Source organism: Amycolatopsis sp. VC5-11 (assembly GCF_037034185.1).
Taxonomy (GTDB): Bacteria; Actinomycetota; Actinomycetes; order Mycobacteriales; family Pseudonocardiaceae; genus Amycolatopsis; species Amycolatopsis nivea.
Window position 1 is genome coordinate 85,887 of record NZ_JBAGKF010000012.1, and the last position, 12,810, is coordinate 98,696.

The window sequence follows — 12,810 nt, forward strand, 5'->3', positions numbered from 1 at the left end:
CAGTCACTCCCAGCGGAAATAGCGCGCGGCCAAGCCCCCGGCCACGACAAGCCACCCTAGCATGACACCGAGGTGCAGCAGCTGCGGCAGATTCCCGGAAGCCGTGTCCTGCAACGCTTGTACGCCCGCGCCGAGCGGCGTCAGGTCGCTGATCGTCCGCAGCACGTCGTTCATGTCGGCGCGCGGCAGCCAGAGCCCGGCGAAGAACACGAGCGGGAAGAACACCAGGGAACCGACCGCGCTGGCGCTCTTCGCGGACCGGGCGAGCGCCGCGACCAGCAATCCGATCGCGAACAGCGCCAGTGCCAGCAGGGCAAAACTGAGCAGGTACCCGGGCAGTTGCTGAGGGAGGTCGATACCGAAAGCCAGCCATCCAGTTAGGAGGATGACCAGCGTGGACGCCGCCGACAGCACCATGGCCATCAGCAGTTGCGCACCGAGCAGGACAGTCGGTTTCACCGGGGTGAGCCGCATCCGCCGCAGCACGCCTTTCTCGCGATAGGAGGCGAACAGCTGGGACAGGCCGCTGAGCGAGAACAGCGCGACCCCCATCGCGACGACGATCGGCAGGTACCGGCTGATCATCCGGACTCCGTCCGGTCCGGGGTCGCGCAACGCCGGGATCAGGCCGAGAACGCCGAACAGGACCGGCGAGAACGCGAGCGCGAAGAACACGACGATCGGCTCGCGGAAGAACAGTTTCGTTTCGGTGGCGGCGAGCCGGGACAAGGCGGGCACCGGGATCTCCTCAGGATTCGATGGAACGGCCGGTGAGCGCGACGAACGCGTCGTCCAGCGTGGTCTGGTCCATGCGCAGGCCGGCGATCTGGTGGCGGGCCAGCGCGGACGTCACCGCGAGCAGCAGGTTTCCCCGTCCGGTGACGACGATCTGGCTGCCGGCGCGCTCGACGCCGGTGACCTCCGGCAGTCCGGTCAGCACCGCGTCGTCGAACGGTGCGGCAGCGCGAAACCGGAGCCGCTGCTGGTCGTCGACGCGTGCCACCAGCCCGGCTGGACTGTCGACCGCGACGACCTGACCAGCGTCGATGACCGCCAGCCGGTCGCACAGCCGCTCGGCTTCCTCCATGAAGTGCGTGACCAGCAGGATCGTCACGCCACGCGCGCGGATGCGTTCGACCAGGCCCCAGACGTCGCGGCGGGCCTGGGGATCGAGGCCGGTGGTGAGTTCGTCCAGCACCGCGACCTTGGGATTGCCGAGCAGCGCGAGCGCGATCGACAGCCGTTGTTTCTGGCCGCCGGACAAGCGGCGGAACTGAGTGCCGAGTTTGGTCTCGAGGGTGAGGATTCCGGCGAGTTCCCGCCAGTCGGCCGGGTCGCGGTAGAACGAGCTGTACAGCTGGAGCGCCTCGCCGACCTTCAGTCTGTCCGGCAGTTCGCTTTCCTGGAGCTGCCCGCCGAGGACCTGGCGCAGTTCGGCGTCGTCGCGCTGCGGGTCGAGGCCGCAGACCCGGATCGTCCCCCCGTCCGGCCTGCGCAGCCCTTCGACGCACTCGACGGTCGTGGTCTTGCCCGCCCCGTTCGGGCCGAGAATGCCGAAAATCTCGCCCGGTTCGACGGCGAAACTGACGCCGTCGACCGCGGTCTGCCCGCCGTACCGCTTGACGAGGCTTTCCACCTCGATGATTGCCATGCGTCCACCGTGCCGGGTGGCACCGGTGCGGCGAATCGACTGCGCGGCCAGAGTTTCCGGCCGGTCCCGGCGGAGCGGCGGATCAGCCGATCGGTCGATGCGCGATCAACCGAGGTGCACGGACTCCGCCCCGATCGCCGGTTCGACGTGCACCGCCGCCGCGGTCAGGCGGGGAACCGCGGCGATGAGCCGGTGTTCCAGGCTGTGCGCCAGTTCGTGCGCCTGCTCGACGGTGAGAGTGTTGCCGACCTGGACGGCGAGTTCGGCGCGCAGGCTGTGGCCGATCCAGCGCATCCGGACCTCCCGCACGCCCTCCACTCCGGGCACCGCCGCAGCTGTCGCTTCGGCCAGTTCGACGGTCGCCGGGTCGACGGCGTCCATCAGCCGCCGGAAGACTTCCTTGGCCGCGTCGCGCAGGACGAACAGGATCGCGACGGTGATCAGCAACCCGATCACCGGGTCGGCCGCCGGGAAACCGAGGGCGACGCCGACCGCACCCAGCACCACCGCCAGCGAGGTGAAGCCGTCGGTGCGGGCGTGGAGGCCGTCTGCGACCAAGGCGGCGGAGCCGATTTCGCGGCCGACGGTGATGCGGTACCGGGCGACGAGCTCGTTCCCGGCGAAGCCCACCACTCCGGCGGCGGCGAGCACCCAGAGCTGCTGCACGGGATGCGGATGCAGCAGCCGGTCGATCGCTTCGTAGGCGGCCAGCGCGGCGGATCCGGCGATGATCAGCACCACGACGACTCCGGCGAGGTCTTCGGCGCGGCCGAGGCCGTAGGTGTAGCGGCGGGTCGCGGCGCGGCGGCCCAGAGCGAAGGCGATGCCCAGCGGCAGGGCGGTGAGGGCGTCGGCGAAGTTGTGGATGGTGTCGCCGAGGAGGGCTACCGAACCGGTGACCGCGACCAGGGCCAGCTGGATGACGGCGGTGCCGAACAGGGCGGCGAACGACCAGATCAGCGCCCGGATGCCGCGCTGGCTGGTTTCGAGGGCCGTGTCGAGGCGGTCGGCGCTGTCGTGGCTGTGCGGGGTGAGGAGGTGTTTGACGCGGTGCCGCCAGGTCGCGGGCTCGTGATGACCATGCCCGTGGCCGTGCCCATGCCCGTGGCCGTGGCCGTGGCCGTGCGCAGGCGAGTGGCCGTGCCCGTGGCCGTGCGCGGGCTCGTGACCAGGGCCGGAAACGCCATGGCCATGCGCGGGGTCGTGCCCATGCTCGTGGCCAGGGCTGTCCTGGCGAGATTCCGGCTCGTGCGCGTGGCCGCCGCCCGCCGCGGTCTCGGAACCGTGTCCCAGCTCTGCCATCGCCCGCTCCCGGATGTTCCGCAATGCCCCACGACCGGGCGAACGCCCGGCCCACTGTCAGCATACCTGCGCAGATGCGCAGGTAACCGAGAAGGAACGGTAGCATCGGGGCATGCACTCCTCCCTGCCGGACTTCGACATGCCCTCCGACGAGCAGGTCCACCTGGCCGCGGAAAGCTTCCGCCTGCTCTCCGACCCGACGCGGATCAAGGTGCTGTGGGCGCTGCTGCAGGGGGAATCGTCGGTGGCCTGCCTCGCCGAACTGGCCGGGGCCGCGCCGACCGCGGTCAGCCAGCATCTGGCCAAGCTGCGGCTCGCGGGGCTGGTGAAGGGCCGCCGCGAGGGGACGTTCGTGTACTACTCCGCCGCGGACGAGCACGTGCGCGGGCTGCTGGCGCAGGCGCTGCACCACGCCGACCATATGGACCGCGACATCCCCGGCGGCGACGCCCAGCCGCACCGGCCTCGGATGCGGAACGCCTGAAGCGCTCAGGCGGCCTGAGCGCCAATGCCGGGCCGTGAGGGCCACCCTGAGGGAATCTGATTCCCTCAGGGTGGCCCTCACGGCCCGCACGACACGGGCAGATGAGAATGAATCGGGCATTTCGGCGGCGGTGGCGTCTCTTGTGGACGGTGAGCGGGACTGAGGCCGCCTAAGTTCCTGGATTGGGCCTGAGCGCCGACCAGGTGCCGCAACGGTTCCGGCAGCACGTCCCAGACCTCGTCCGCCACCTGCACCGTCTCGCGGCCCAGCACGTCCAGCACCACGCCGGCCCGGTGCAGGGCCTCCGGATCCGTCAGGTCCGCCCGGCGCGCGATCCGTTCGACGAAGTCCTCCAGTTCGTAGCGTTCCCCGGAGCCGCCGCCCGGGCGCAGGTCGTCGGCCAGTCCGGGCGGCAGTTGCACCGCCAGGCTCGCCGCCGCTTCCGGCGAGATCCGCTCGGACAGCGTCCGCAGCACGGCGTGCGCGACCTGTTCGGCGTCGCGGGACTCCGCGAGGCAGGCCCGCCTCCGGATGAGTTCGACGATCTCGTTCATCGTTCCCGGATACCCGGGGCAGCCGCCCGCAATCGTCCGGTTAGCGGCGCGACCACCGGGTATCAGCGGTTCATGGACCATTCAGCGACGTCTCCCGCACCGGCCGAGCAGGCGCAGACCGCGCTGCGCCGGCTCCGTCGCGAAGCCGGTGCCGGCGGCTACGAATCCCCCGCGGAGCTGTACCGCACGCTCGGCCTGCTGAGCCTGCTCGCCGACGACCTCTCCGAACTCCTCCCCGACCTGGGCGGCCAGCTCGAGGAATCCTTGCTCGCCGGGCGCGTGCGGCACCATTCGGACGACGCGCAGGAAGCCTGCGACGCGGTCGCCTCGGCGGCGCACAGCATTGCGGTCGCCCGCTTCACCGCGCTCCTGGTCGGGCAAGAAATCCAGAAAGCACAGACCGCGATCCGCGATCTCGCCGCCGCCTGACGCCGTTTTGCCCCGTTCCGCGCGGGTACCCGGCGGGAAAGCGCCGCAGCGAGAAGGGAGCATGATGCCCGACAGCGATCCGGCCGAGCCCGAAACGCTCGACCAGTCCGAGTCCCTCGACGAGGACGAACTGCGGGTCGACCCGCTGGAGGCCGGGGTCGAACCGCCGGAGCGCTGGAGCCCGGCGACCCGGCAGGCCACGACGCCCGCCGAGGCGCGCGAAGGCGAACCGCTCGGGAACCGGCTCGCCGAGGAACGCCCGGACGTCCAGCCGGTGCCGAACCCGCCCGACGACGAGACGCTCGCCCGGGCGGAAGCGGCCAGGGCCGCGGCCCCGGACGAGGACCTCCCGCAGCGCCGCGCGGATCCGGATCCCGCCGAACAGGCGGACGAGGCAGGCGGTTCCGTCGCGAAGTCGCTCCGCGAGGAGTGACCGGGCGCGACCGGCCGCGGAAAGGAGTCCCCCATGCCGACGGTCACCACCCGTTCCTGGGCGCGGCCGGTCGTCGCCGTGCTCGGGCTGGTCTACCTGGTCCTCGGCATCGCCGGGTTCTTCGTGCCGGAAACCGCGCACGCCGGGCACGACACCACGCGCGTGGTCTGGCTGTTCAGTTCCAGCACGGTGCTGAACATCGTCCACACTGTACTCGGTTTGCTCGGGATTTTGGCCGCACGCAAGCTTTCCGGAGCCGTCGCGTACTGCTGGGTGCTGTTCGTGGCGTTCACCGGGCTCACCGCGTACGGGATACTGGCGACGGCGTTCAGCACCGCACGCGACGACCCGGTGAATCTCAACTGGGCGGACAACTGGCTGCACGGGCTGACCGCGCTCGTCGCCTTGGTCATCGCGCTCAGCGGCAGCCGCGAACGGGCTTAGGGGCGCCGCCAGCTGTGGTCCGGGAACGCCGTTCCGGCCTGCGCGCCCATGCGCATCAGCCCGCCGTCGACCACCAATGAAGCACCCGTGATGTACCCCGCCGCGGGGGTGGCCAGGAAAGCCACCGCCGCGGCGACTTCGCGGGCGTGCCCGGGGCGGCCCAAGGGAATTCCCGGACGCTCCTGATCGCGCGGGTCGACGTCGGTCTGTCCGGTCATCGGGGTGGAGATTTCGCCGGGGGCAACGGAATTGACCGTGATCCCGTACTCGGCGAGTTCGAGCGCGAGCACCTGGGTCAGCGCGCCCGCACCGGCTTTCGCCGCGCAATACGGAGCGGCGCCGACGCGGGGCACGTGCTCGTGGACGCTGGTGATCGTGATGATCCGGCCGCCGCGCCCGGCGTCGATCATGTGGCGCGCGGCGCGTTGCGAGCACACGAAAACGCCGTGGAGGTCGACGTCCACGACGCCGCGCCAGGTGTCGAAATCCATGTCCATCGCGAGTTCGCTGCTGCCGGTCCCGGAGCAGTTGACCAGCACGTCGACGCCGCCGAGTTCGTCAGCGAGGTCGTCGACGGCGCTAGCCGCGGTCGGCAGGTCGGTGAGGTCGAGCCGCCGCACGTGCGCGGCGACGCCCTGCTCCCGCGCCTCGGCGGCGGTCTCCTGCGCCCCGGTTTCGTCGGTGTGCCAGGTGATTCCGACGTCCACTCCCCCGCCGGCGAGCGCGACGGCCACCGCCCGGCCGATGCCGGAATCCGCGCCGGTCACGACCGCCGTGCGCGGCCCGTCCGCTTCCTCGGGCAACGGTGCTGGGTCCACCATGTCTTCTCCTTCCCTTGCGGTTCAAGCGGTTACCCGGCGGCTCGGCCGCTTGGCCAATTCCTCCACCGCGGCCACGACTTCCGCCGGGTCGATGCCGTCCAGGCAGGGGTGCCCGGCGACCGGGCAGATGCGGGCGCGGCTTCCCCGGCACGGCGCGTGCTGGTCGCCGAGCAACGCCGCCGGGACCCCGAACGGGGCCCAGCGCGCGGCGGGCACCACCGGCGCGAACAGCGACACCACCGGGGTTCCGACCGCCGCCGCCAGATGCGCCGGGCCGGTATTCGGGGCGACGACAGCCTCGGCTCCGGCGAGTACAGCGGCCAGCTCGAGCAGAGTCGTGCGACCGCTCAGGTCGACGTCGGCGGTCATTCCCTCCGGCTTTGCGCCAGTGACGACAACCCGGTGTCCCGCCTCGGCGAGCGCGTCCACGATCCGTCCACTATGGACTGGAGAAGGGCTGCGCGCCGGGACCGAGGCCGTCGGGTGCACCACGACGTAGTCGCCGATCCCGGTCAGCGCCGAAACATCCGGCAGCGGACCGCGGATCGCGAGCCGGCCGTCGTCGCCTGGAGGCAGCGAGCACCCGGCGGCTTGGGCGAGCGACAGCATCCGCAGCGCTTCCGGCGGATCGCCCGGTACGCGGTGGCGCAGGTCGAGGAGACTGCCCGGGTAGTCGTCGCAGATCGCGCCGACCCACGGCACCCCGGCCAGGCGGAGCACCAGCGCGAGCGGCAACGGCGACTGGTGGAACGAGGTGAGCACGAACGCCGCGTCGAAACCGGTCAGCTGTTCGGCGAGGGCGTCGACGGACGGGCGGGTCAGCGGCGGCGGTTCGGGGTCGATCCACGGCGCGCTGAAGACCTGCACCTCGTCGACGCCGGGCAGCAGTTGCGCGGCCGCGGCACCGTGCGGTCCGGCGAGCAGCGTGACGTGCTCGGCCTGCGCGGCGATCGCCCGGATCGCCGGACCGGCCAGCAGGACGTCGCCGAGATTGTCCTGCCGGGCCACCAAAACGCGCTTCACGCGAGGACTCCGGTCTGGCGCAGTGCGTCCGCGAGGTCTCGCGCCACCAGGGCGTCTTGCCGGGCGCGGTCGATCTCGGCGGGCAGGGTGCGGGCGGTCGGCACCAGCACGGCGCGCGCTCCGGCGGCGAGCCCGGCTTCGACGTCCGCGCCGGTGTCGCCGATGACGACGCACCGCGCCGGGTCGACCGAAAGCTCTTTCGCCGCGCGCCGGACGAGTTCCGGGGACGGTTTGCGGCAGCCGCAGCCATCGTCGGCGTCGTGCGGGCAGACCTGCCAGGTGCCGAACTCGCCGAACAACTCGTCCACGCGGGCGTTCACCGCGGTCAGCTGAACCGGTTCGATCAGTCCTTTCGCGACTCCGGACTGATTGCTCACCACACCCACCCGGACGCCTTTCCGCCGGAGTTCCCGCACGAGGCGCACCGCGCCGTCGACCGGCCGGACCTGTTCCGGATCGGAGAGATACGGGATGTCGTGGATCAACGTGTCGTCGCGGTCGAACAGCACTGCCTGCGGCGAAAGCGAACGGCGGGCGGCGATTTCGCCGCGCAGCCGGTGATAGCAGGCGGCAGGCGGGATGAGCAGGCTCGTCACGAGCATGCGCGCGATCTCGCCGGGCGTGGCTGGCCCGGAACGGATGCGTTGTGCGGCGAACGCACCGGTCAGCCCGGCCCAGGCTGCCAGGGCTAGGCGACGCTTCCGGGGCGCGAGCGCGGCGACGGCGGTGGCGACGGTCAGCGCGTGCCGTCCCAGCATTCCGCTCCCAGCCCCGGTTCGCTGCCGCCACAGGACGCCGTGTTTGTACCGCATTCGCGCGTTGTCCGCGTTGCCTCGCTGGGCTTTCACGCTGGCGAAGAATCCCGAACGGCGAGCTGGATGGGTCGTGACGCGTTCGCCGCGCTCGATGCGGTGTCCCTTGAGCACGACGCGCAGGGCCAGGTCGGAGTCTTCCCGGAACGCACGCGGGAACCGCTCGTCGAAACCGCCGGCCTCGATCAGCGCCGACCGGCGGTAAGCCATGTCCGCGGTGATCCAGCGCGCCGTTTCCAGCCCGGCGGTGCCCCGTTCGTCGTCGGTGGGTTTCCGGTCGTCCGGCAGCGGCACCACGATCCTGGCCTGCGACGCGGCGGTTTCCGGCGGCAGCCGGGCGAGGTCGGCGGCCAGCTGGGCGGGCCAGTCTGCGGCGAGGACCACGTCGTCGTCCACGAAGGCGATCCAGTCCGACTTCGCCGCGCGCCAGCCGGCGTTCCGCGCGGCAGCCGGGCCCCGGCCGTGCGAACGCAGCACCCGGACGCCCTCGGGAACCTCCAGATCGGTCCCTTGTGGACGGTCGTCGACCACGATCACCTCGGCCGGGCCGGGGCCTTCCGCGGCGCCGAGCGTGTCCAGCAGGGTCCGCAGCGCGGGGCGGCCGGTCGTCGGGATCACCACGGCGCAGTCCGGGAAAGTGTTCACCCGCGGCGGTTTACCCCGCCTCCGCGCAGGCAAACGGAACGTATGACAGCGCGTGCGCCGGGGTACCCGCAGCGCGACCGACTTTCAGGAGGTGCGATGACCACGCTCGACGACCGGGCCGCCACGCTCGCGATCACCGACCCGGCCGACGGGAGCCCGGTCGGCGCGGTCCCGATGGCCAGCCCGGACGAACTCGACGCCGCGCTCGGCCTCGCGCACCGGGCGCAGCCGGGCTGGGACCGGACCCCGGCCGCCGAGCGCGGTGCCGCCCTGCGTGCCGCCGCCGAACGGCTGCGCGCGCACGCCGACGACCTGGCCGAGCTCAATCGGCGCGAGACCGGCCGTCCGCTCGAGGAAGCCAAGGAGGGGGTGCTCGCCGGGGCGGGCACCCTCGACCAGTACGCCGAGCTGGGTCCGGTGCATCGCGGCCGCAGCCTGCTCGGGGACTTCGCTGCCACCGATCTGATGGTGCCGGAGCCGCGCGGCGTGGTGGTCGCGCTGACCCCGTGGAACGACCCGGTCGCCGTGTCGTGCGGGCTCATCGGGGCGGCCGTGGTCACCGGGAACACTGTGGTGCACAAGCCGAGCGAACGGTGTCCGCACACCGGAGCGCTGTTCGGCGAGGTTCTTGCCGGGGTCTTCCCCGAAGGCGTGCTGCAAACCGTCCACGGCGACGGCCGGATCGGCGCGGTGCTGGCCGCGCGGAGCGATGTGGACGTTCTCGCGCACGTCGGGAGCACCGCCACCGGCCGGTCGATCGCGGCGAGCGCGGCCGCGACCGGGGCGAAAGCGCTGCTGGAGAACGGCGGCAACGACCCGCTCGTGGTGGACGAGGACGTCGACCCGCGGTGGGCCGCCGAGCAGGCCGCGCTCGGCGCGTTCGCGAATTCCGGGCAGATTTGCGTTGCGGTGGAACGGATTTACGTGCACCGCGCGATAGCCGAGAAGTTCACCGAAGCGCTCGTCGAGATCGCCCGAGGGCAAACGCTCGCCCCGCTGGTGGACACCCGGCACCGGGACCACGTGCATTCCCACGTGGAAAACGCCGTATCGCTGGGTGCCGAAATCCGTACCGGCGGCCAGGTCCCGGACGGGCCGGGCGCGCATTACCCGGCAACCGTGCTCACCGGATGCACGAGCCAGATGCGGGTGCTGCGGGAGGAAACCTTTGGCCCGGTCGCGCCGGTGTGCGTGGTGGATTCCTTCGAACACGGGCTGGCCGAGGCCGCGAACGACGATTACGGGCTCGCCGCGACCGTGCTCACCGCGTCGATGGAACACGCGCAGCACGCGTGGCGGGAACTGGCTGTCGGAACGGTCAAGGTCAACGCCGTTTTCGGCGGCGCTCCCGGCGGAGCGGCGCACCCGCGCCGCGGCAGCGGTTCCGGCTATGGCTACGGGCCCGAACTGCTCGACGAGATGACGCAGACGAAGCTCGTCCACCTGGGCGCGCCCGTACGCGCGTGACGCCCAAACTCGACCGCACGCCGCTGGGCTGGGCAGCCCGTGCGATCCGCGTGCCCGGCAGTGAGCGGCGTACCGCGTTGCAGGCCGCCAAGGCGACCGTCGCCGCGGTGGCTGCGTGGCTGCTGGCCACGGAGGTGATCGGCCTTTCGCAGCCGTTCCTCGCGCCCTACGCGGCGATTTTCCTGGTGGAAGCGACCGTTTACCGGAGCCTGCTCGGCTGGGCGCAGCAAGTCGGCTCGGTGACGCTCGGCGTGCTGCTCGCCGCCGGGGTCGCGCAAGTGGTGCCGGAACAGACGGTGACGCTGGCTATCGTCGTCTTCGTCGGTTTGCTGGTGGGTTCGTGGCGGCGGTTCGGCGCGTCCGGTGTGTGGGTCGGGGTGACGGGGATGCTGCTGGTCACCTACGGGACCGCGCGAAGCTCGGAACTGCTCGGCGACCGACTGTTGGAGACCGCCCTCGGCGCCGCGATCGGGCTGGTGGTGAACGTGGTGATTTTCCCGCCGCTGTACGGCGAACGCGTCGCCGCGGCCGCTGACCGGCTCGCTTCGGCGCTCGCCGGTCTGCTGGAAAACACCGCCGAACTGGTGCGCGCCGACGAGCTGCCGGAGGACCTGGACGACTGGCTCGGCCAGGTCAGCGACGTGCGCAGCCTGGCGCGGGCGGCCGAGGACGCGTCCGGGCTCACCCGGGAAGGCCGGTTCCTCAACCTGCGCAAGCGAAGCCGGCACTCCGGCACGCAACACGAGGCGTCGCTGCGGACGCTGGGAGCGTTGTGGCCGCCGGTCGAGCAGCTGGTCGAAGCGGTGCGCACGACGGCGGAGGGGCGGGAGCCGTTCGTCTATCCGTGGCCGAAAGCCCGCGACGCGCTCGCCGATTTGCTGCTGGAACTCGCCGCAGCGGTGCGGGACACCGCGGTCCCCGGGCGCAAGACGGATCTGGAACGCTGCCGGTCGCTGGTCTGCCAGGTCGAGGACCGGCTGGTCTCGTCGGACGACGGCGTTACGGCGACTCTCGGGCTCGGCGCGATGGCCCTGCCGGTCCGCCGGTTGCTGCGGCAGCTCGACCAGCATTGATTGACCCCGCCCGACGACCTCCCGACGGGAACCGAACGTCTACCCGTGGCCGAAAGCCCGCGACGCCCTCGTCGATTTGCTGCTCGAACTCGCCGCCGCGGTGCGAGACACCGCGGTCCCTGGGCGCAAGACCGATCTGGAACGCTGCCGGTCGCTGGTCTGCCAGGTCGAGGACCGGCTCGTCTCCTCAGACGACGGCGTGACAGCGACCCTCGGGCTCGGCGCGATGGCACTGCCGATCCGCCGGTTGCTGCGGCAGCTCGACCAGCATTGATTGACCCCGCCCGACGACCTCCCGACGGGAACCGAACGCTATCCGTGGCCGAAAGCCCGCGACGCGCTCGCCGATTTGCTGCTCGAACTCGCCGCGGCGGTGCGAGACACCGCGGTCCCTGGGCGCAAGACGGATCTGGAACGCTGCCGGTCGCTGGTCTGCCAGGTCGAGGACCGGCTCGTCTCCTCAGACGACGGCGTGACAGCGACCCTCGGGCTCGGCGCGATGGCACTGCCGATCCGCCGGTTGTTGCGGCAGCTGGACCAGCATTGATTGACCCGAAGCCCTGCGGGTACCCGGCCCCGATGAGCTCTCGACGGATCGCCGTGACCGGCGCGACTGGCAATATCGGCACCGCGACAGTGCGCGCCCTTGCAGCCGACCCGGACGTCGAGGCGATCACCGGCCTCGAACGGCGTCCGGCGGGTATTCCGCCGCCCAAGACCGAGTACGTCGGCGTCGACGTGGCGCACGACGAGCTGGCTCCCGCGCTGCGCGACGCCGATACAGTCGTCCACCTGGCGTGGCTTTTCCAACCGACCCACCGCCCGGACCTCACGTGGGAGACGAACGTCCGCGGCTCGCTCCGGCTCTTCGAGGCCGCCGCGGCAGCCGGGGTGGCGACGCTGGTCGTGGCGTCCTCGGCGGTCGGGGCCTACTCCCCCGCCGCCGACGACCGCCCGGTCAGCGAGGACTACCCGACGCACGGCTGGCCGGGCGCGGCCTATCCGCGCGAAAAGGCGTACGTAGAACGGCTTCTGGACTCCTTCGAACGCGAGCATCCGGAGATCCGGGTGGTCCGCGTCCGGCCCGGGTTCGTCTTTCAGCGCACCGCGTCGACCGAGCAGCGGCGGTTGTTCGCCGGGCCGTTCGTGCCCGGCAGCCTGCTCCGGCCCGGTCTGGTGCCGATCGTGCCGGACATCCCGGGGCTGCGGTTCCAGGTCGTGCACGCGGACGACCTCGCCGACGCCATCCGGCGCTGTGTGCTGCGGCCGGTGTCGGGCGCGTTCAACATCGCGACCGATCCGGTGGTCGACCCGCGGCTGCTGGCCCGGCTGCTGCGCGCGCGGCGGGTGCCGGTACCGGCCGGGCTGGTCAAGCCTGCACTCGCGGCGGCTTGGCGGATGCATCTGGTGCCCGCGACGCCCGGCCTCTTCGACACGGTGCTCCAGCTGCCGGTGATGGACACGTCGCGAGCGCGGTCCGAACTGGAATGGCAGCCGGAGTGGTCGGCCGAGGAGACCGTACGGGAGTTCCTGCACGGGTTGCGCCGCGGGCAGGGCGGGGGTACTCCGCCGCTGGCTCCGGACGAACATCGGGGGCACGAGATCGCAACGGGCGTCGGGCAGCGGCCCTGAGTCGCAAGCGCCCGTGCGTGAGGGGAACCCTCACGGAGTC

16 protein-coding genes are annotated in these 12,810 nt (G+C 71.7%); 9 read left to right on the plus strand and 7 right to left on the minus strand.

From position 1 onward, the window contains the following. Positions 1 to 3 precede the first annotated feature (3 nt). The 3 genes from WA670_RS29915 to WA670_RS29925 form a co-directional block, all read right to left on the minus strand. Positions 4 to 738, minus strand: a complete 735-nt coding sequence (locus tag WA670_RS29915; RefSeq protein ID WP_336159541.1) for an ABC transporter permease — start codon at positions 736 to 738, stop codon at positions 4 to 6. 10 nt (positions 739 to 748) lie between these two features. Continuing rightward, positions 749 to 1,651, minus strand: a complete 903-nt coding sequence (locus tag WA670_RS29920; RefSeq protein ID WP_336159542.1) for an ABC transporter ATP-binding protein — start codon at positions 1,649 to 1,651, stop codon at positions 749 to 751. A 105-nt stretch (positions 1,652 to 1,756) separates the two neighbouring features. Then, complete coding sequence (locus WA670_RS29925; protein ID WP_336159543.1) at positions 1,757 to 2,953, minus strand: cation diffusion facilitator family transporter; 1,197 nt, start codon at positions 2,951 to 2,953, stop codon at positions 1,757 to 1,759. Between the two features lie 112 nt (positions 2,954 to 3,065). On the opposite strand from WA670_RS29925, the gene WA670_RS29930 reads away from it, so the two are divergent. Continuing rightward, positions 3,066 to 3,437 carry an ArsR/SmtB family transcription factor gene (locus WA670_RS29930; protein WP_037813111.1) on the plus strand — a complete coding sequence of 124 codons (372 nt, stop codon included), beginning with the start codon at positions 3,066 to 3,068 and terminating at the stop codon, positions 3,435 to 3,437. Positions 3,438 to 3,514: 77 nt separating this feature from the next. Here WA670_RS29930 and WA670_RS29935 read toward each other — a convergent pair whose 3' ends face one another. Then, positions 3,515 to 3,991 (minus strand): DUF2267 domain-containing protein, encoded by a 477-nt coding sequence (locus WA670_RS29935; protein ID WP_336159544.1) that lies wholly within the window; start codon positions 3,989 to 3,991, stop codon positions 3,515 to 3,517. Between the two features lie 72 nt (positions 3,992 to 4,063). Here WA670_RS29935 and WA670_RS29940 point away from each other — a divergent pair, with 72 nt between their 5' ends. The 3 genes from WA670_RS29940 to WA670_RS29950 all read left to right on the plus strand — a co-directional run bounded on the left by WA670_RS29940 (position 4,064) and on the right by WA670_RS29950 (position 5,297). Further along, a complete protein-coding gene (locus WA670_RS29940; protein ID WP_275292827.1) occupies positions 4,064 to 4,420 on the plus strand; it encodes a hypothetical protein in 357 nt (118 codons plus the stop codon). Positions 4,421 to 4,481: 61 nt separating this feature from the next. After that, positions 4,482 to 4,853 carry a hypothetical protein gene (locus WA670_RS29945; RefSeq protein WP_308196557.1) on the plus strand — a complete coding sequence of 124 codons (372 nt, stop codon included), beginning with the start codon at positions 4,482 to 4,484 and terminating at the stop codon, positions 4,851 to 4,853. A 33-nt stretch (positions 4,854 to 4,886) separates the two neighbouring features. Next, a complete protein-coding gene (locus tag WA670_RS29950; RefSeq protein ID WP_134662322.1) occupies positions 4,887 to 5,297 on the plus strand; it encodes a DUF4383 domain-containing protein in 411 nt (136 codons plus the stop codon). Here WA670_RS29950 and WA670_RS29955 read toward each other — a convergent pair. Genes WA670_RS29955 through WA670_RS29965 form a run of 3 tightly spaced genes read right to left on the minus strand, consistent with a single transcriptional unit; the run spans position 5,294 to position 8,598 of the window. Beyond that, positions 5,294 to 6,118, minus strand: coding sequence for an SDR family oxidoreductase (locus tag WA670_RS29955; RefSeq protein ID WP_336159545.1), 825 nt, complete (start codon positions 6,116 to 6,118; stop codon positions 5,294 to 5,296). The two genes, WA670_RS29950 and WA670_RS29955, sit on opposite strands and share 4 nt — an antisense overlap. 21 nt (positions 6,119 to 6,139) lie before the next feature. Further along, positions 6,140 to 7,141, minus strand: coding sequence for a glycosyltransferase family 9 protein (locus WA670_RS29960; RefSeq protein ID WP_336159546.1), 1,002 nt, complete (start codon positions 7,139 to 7,141; stop codon positions 6,140 to 6,142). Continuing rightward, positions 7,138 to 8,598 (minus strand): HAD-IIIA family hydrolase, encoded by a 1,461-nt coding sequence (locus tag WA670_RS29965; protein WP_336159547.1) that lies wholly within the window; start codon positions 8,596 to 8,598, stop codon positions 7,138 to 7,140. Before WA670_RS29965 ends, WA670_RS29960 begins: the two co-directional genes overlap by 4 nt. Before the next feature lie 96 nt (positions 8,599 to 8,694). On the opposite strand from WA670_RS29965, the gene WA670_RS29970 reads away from it, so the two are divergent. The 5 genes from WA670_RS29970 (at position 8,695) to WA670_RS29990 (ending at position 12,770) form a co-directional block, all read left to right on the plus strand. Then, positions 8,695 to 10,065 (plus strand): aldehyde dehydrogenase family protein, encoded by a 1,371-nt coding sequence (locus tag WA670_RS29970; RefSeq protein ID WP_336159548.1) that lies wholly within the window; start codon positions 8,695 to 8,697, stop codon positions 10,063 to 10,065. Further along, entirely contained in the window at positions 10,062 to 11,138 is a 1,077-nt protein-coding gene (locus WA670_RS29975; RefSeq protein ID WP_336159549.1) for an FUSC family protein, read from the plus strand. The genes WA670_RS29970 and WA670_RS29975 overlap by 4 nt, the downstream gene beginning before the upstream one ends. Before the next feature lie 76 nt (positions 11,139 to 11,214). Further along, positions 11,215 to 11,412 carry a hypothetical protein gene (locus WA670_RS29980; protein WP_336159550.1) on the plus strand — a complete coding sequence of 66 codons (198 nt, stop codon included), beginning with the start codon at positions 11,215 to 11,217 and terminating at the stop codon, positions 11,410 to 11,412. Then, entirely contained in the window at positions 11,413 to 11,685 is a 273-nt protein-coding gene (locus WA670_RS29985; RefSeq protein ID WP_336159551.1) for a hypothetical protein, read from the plus strand. Between the two features lie 32 nt (positions 11,686 to 11,717). Next, positions 11,718 to 12,770, plus strand: coding sequence for an NAD-dependent epimerase/dehydratase family protein (locus WA670_RS29990; protein ID WP_336159552.1), 1,053 nt, complete (start codon positions 11,718 to 11,720; stop codon positions 12,768 to 12,770). The last annotated feature ends 40 nt before the right edge of the window (positions 12,771 to 12,810 follow it).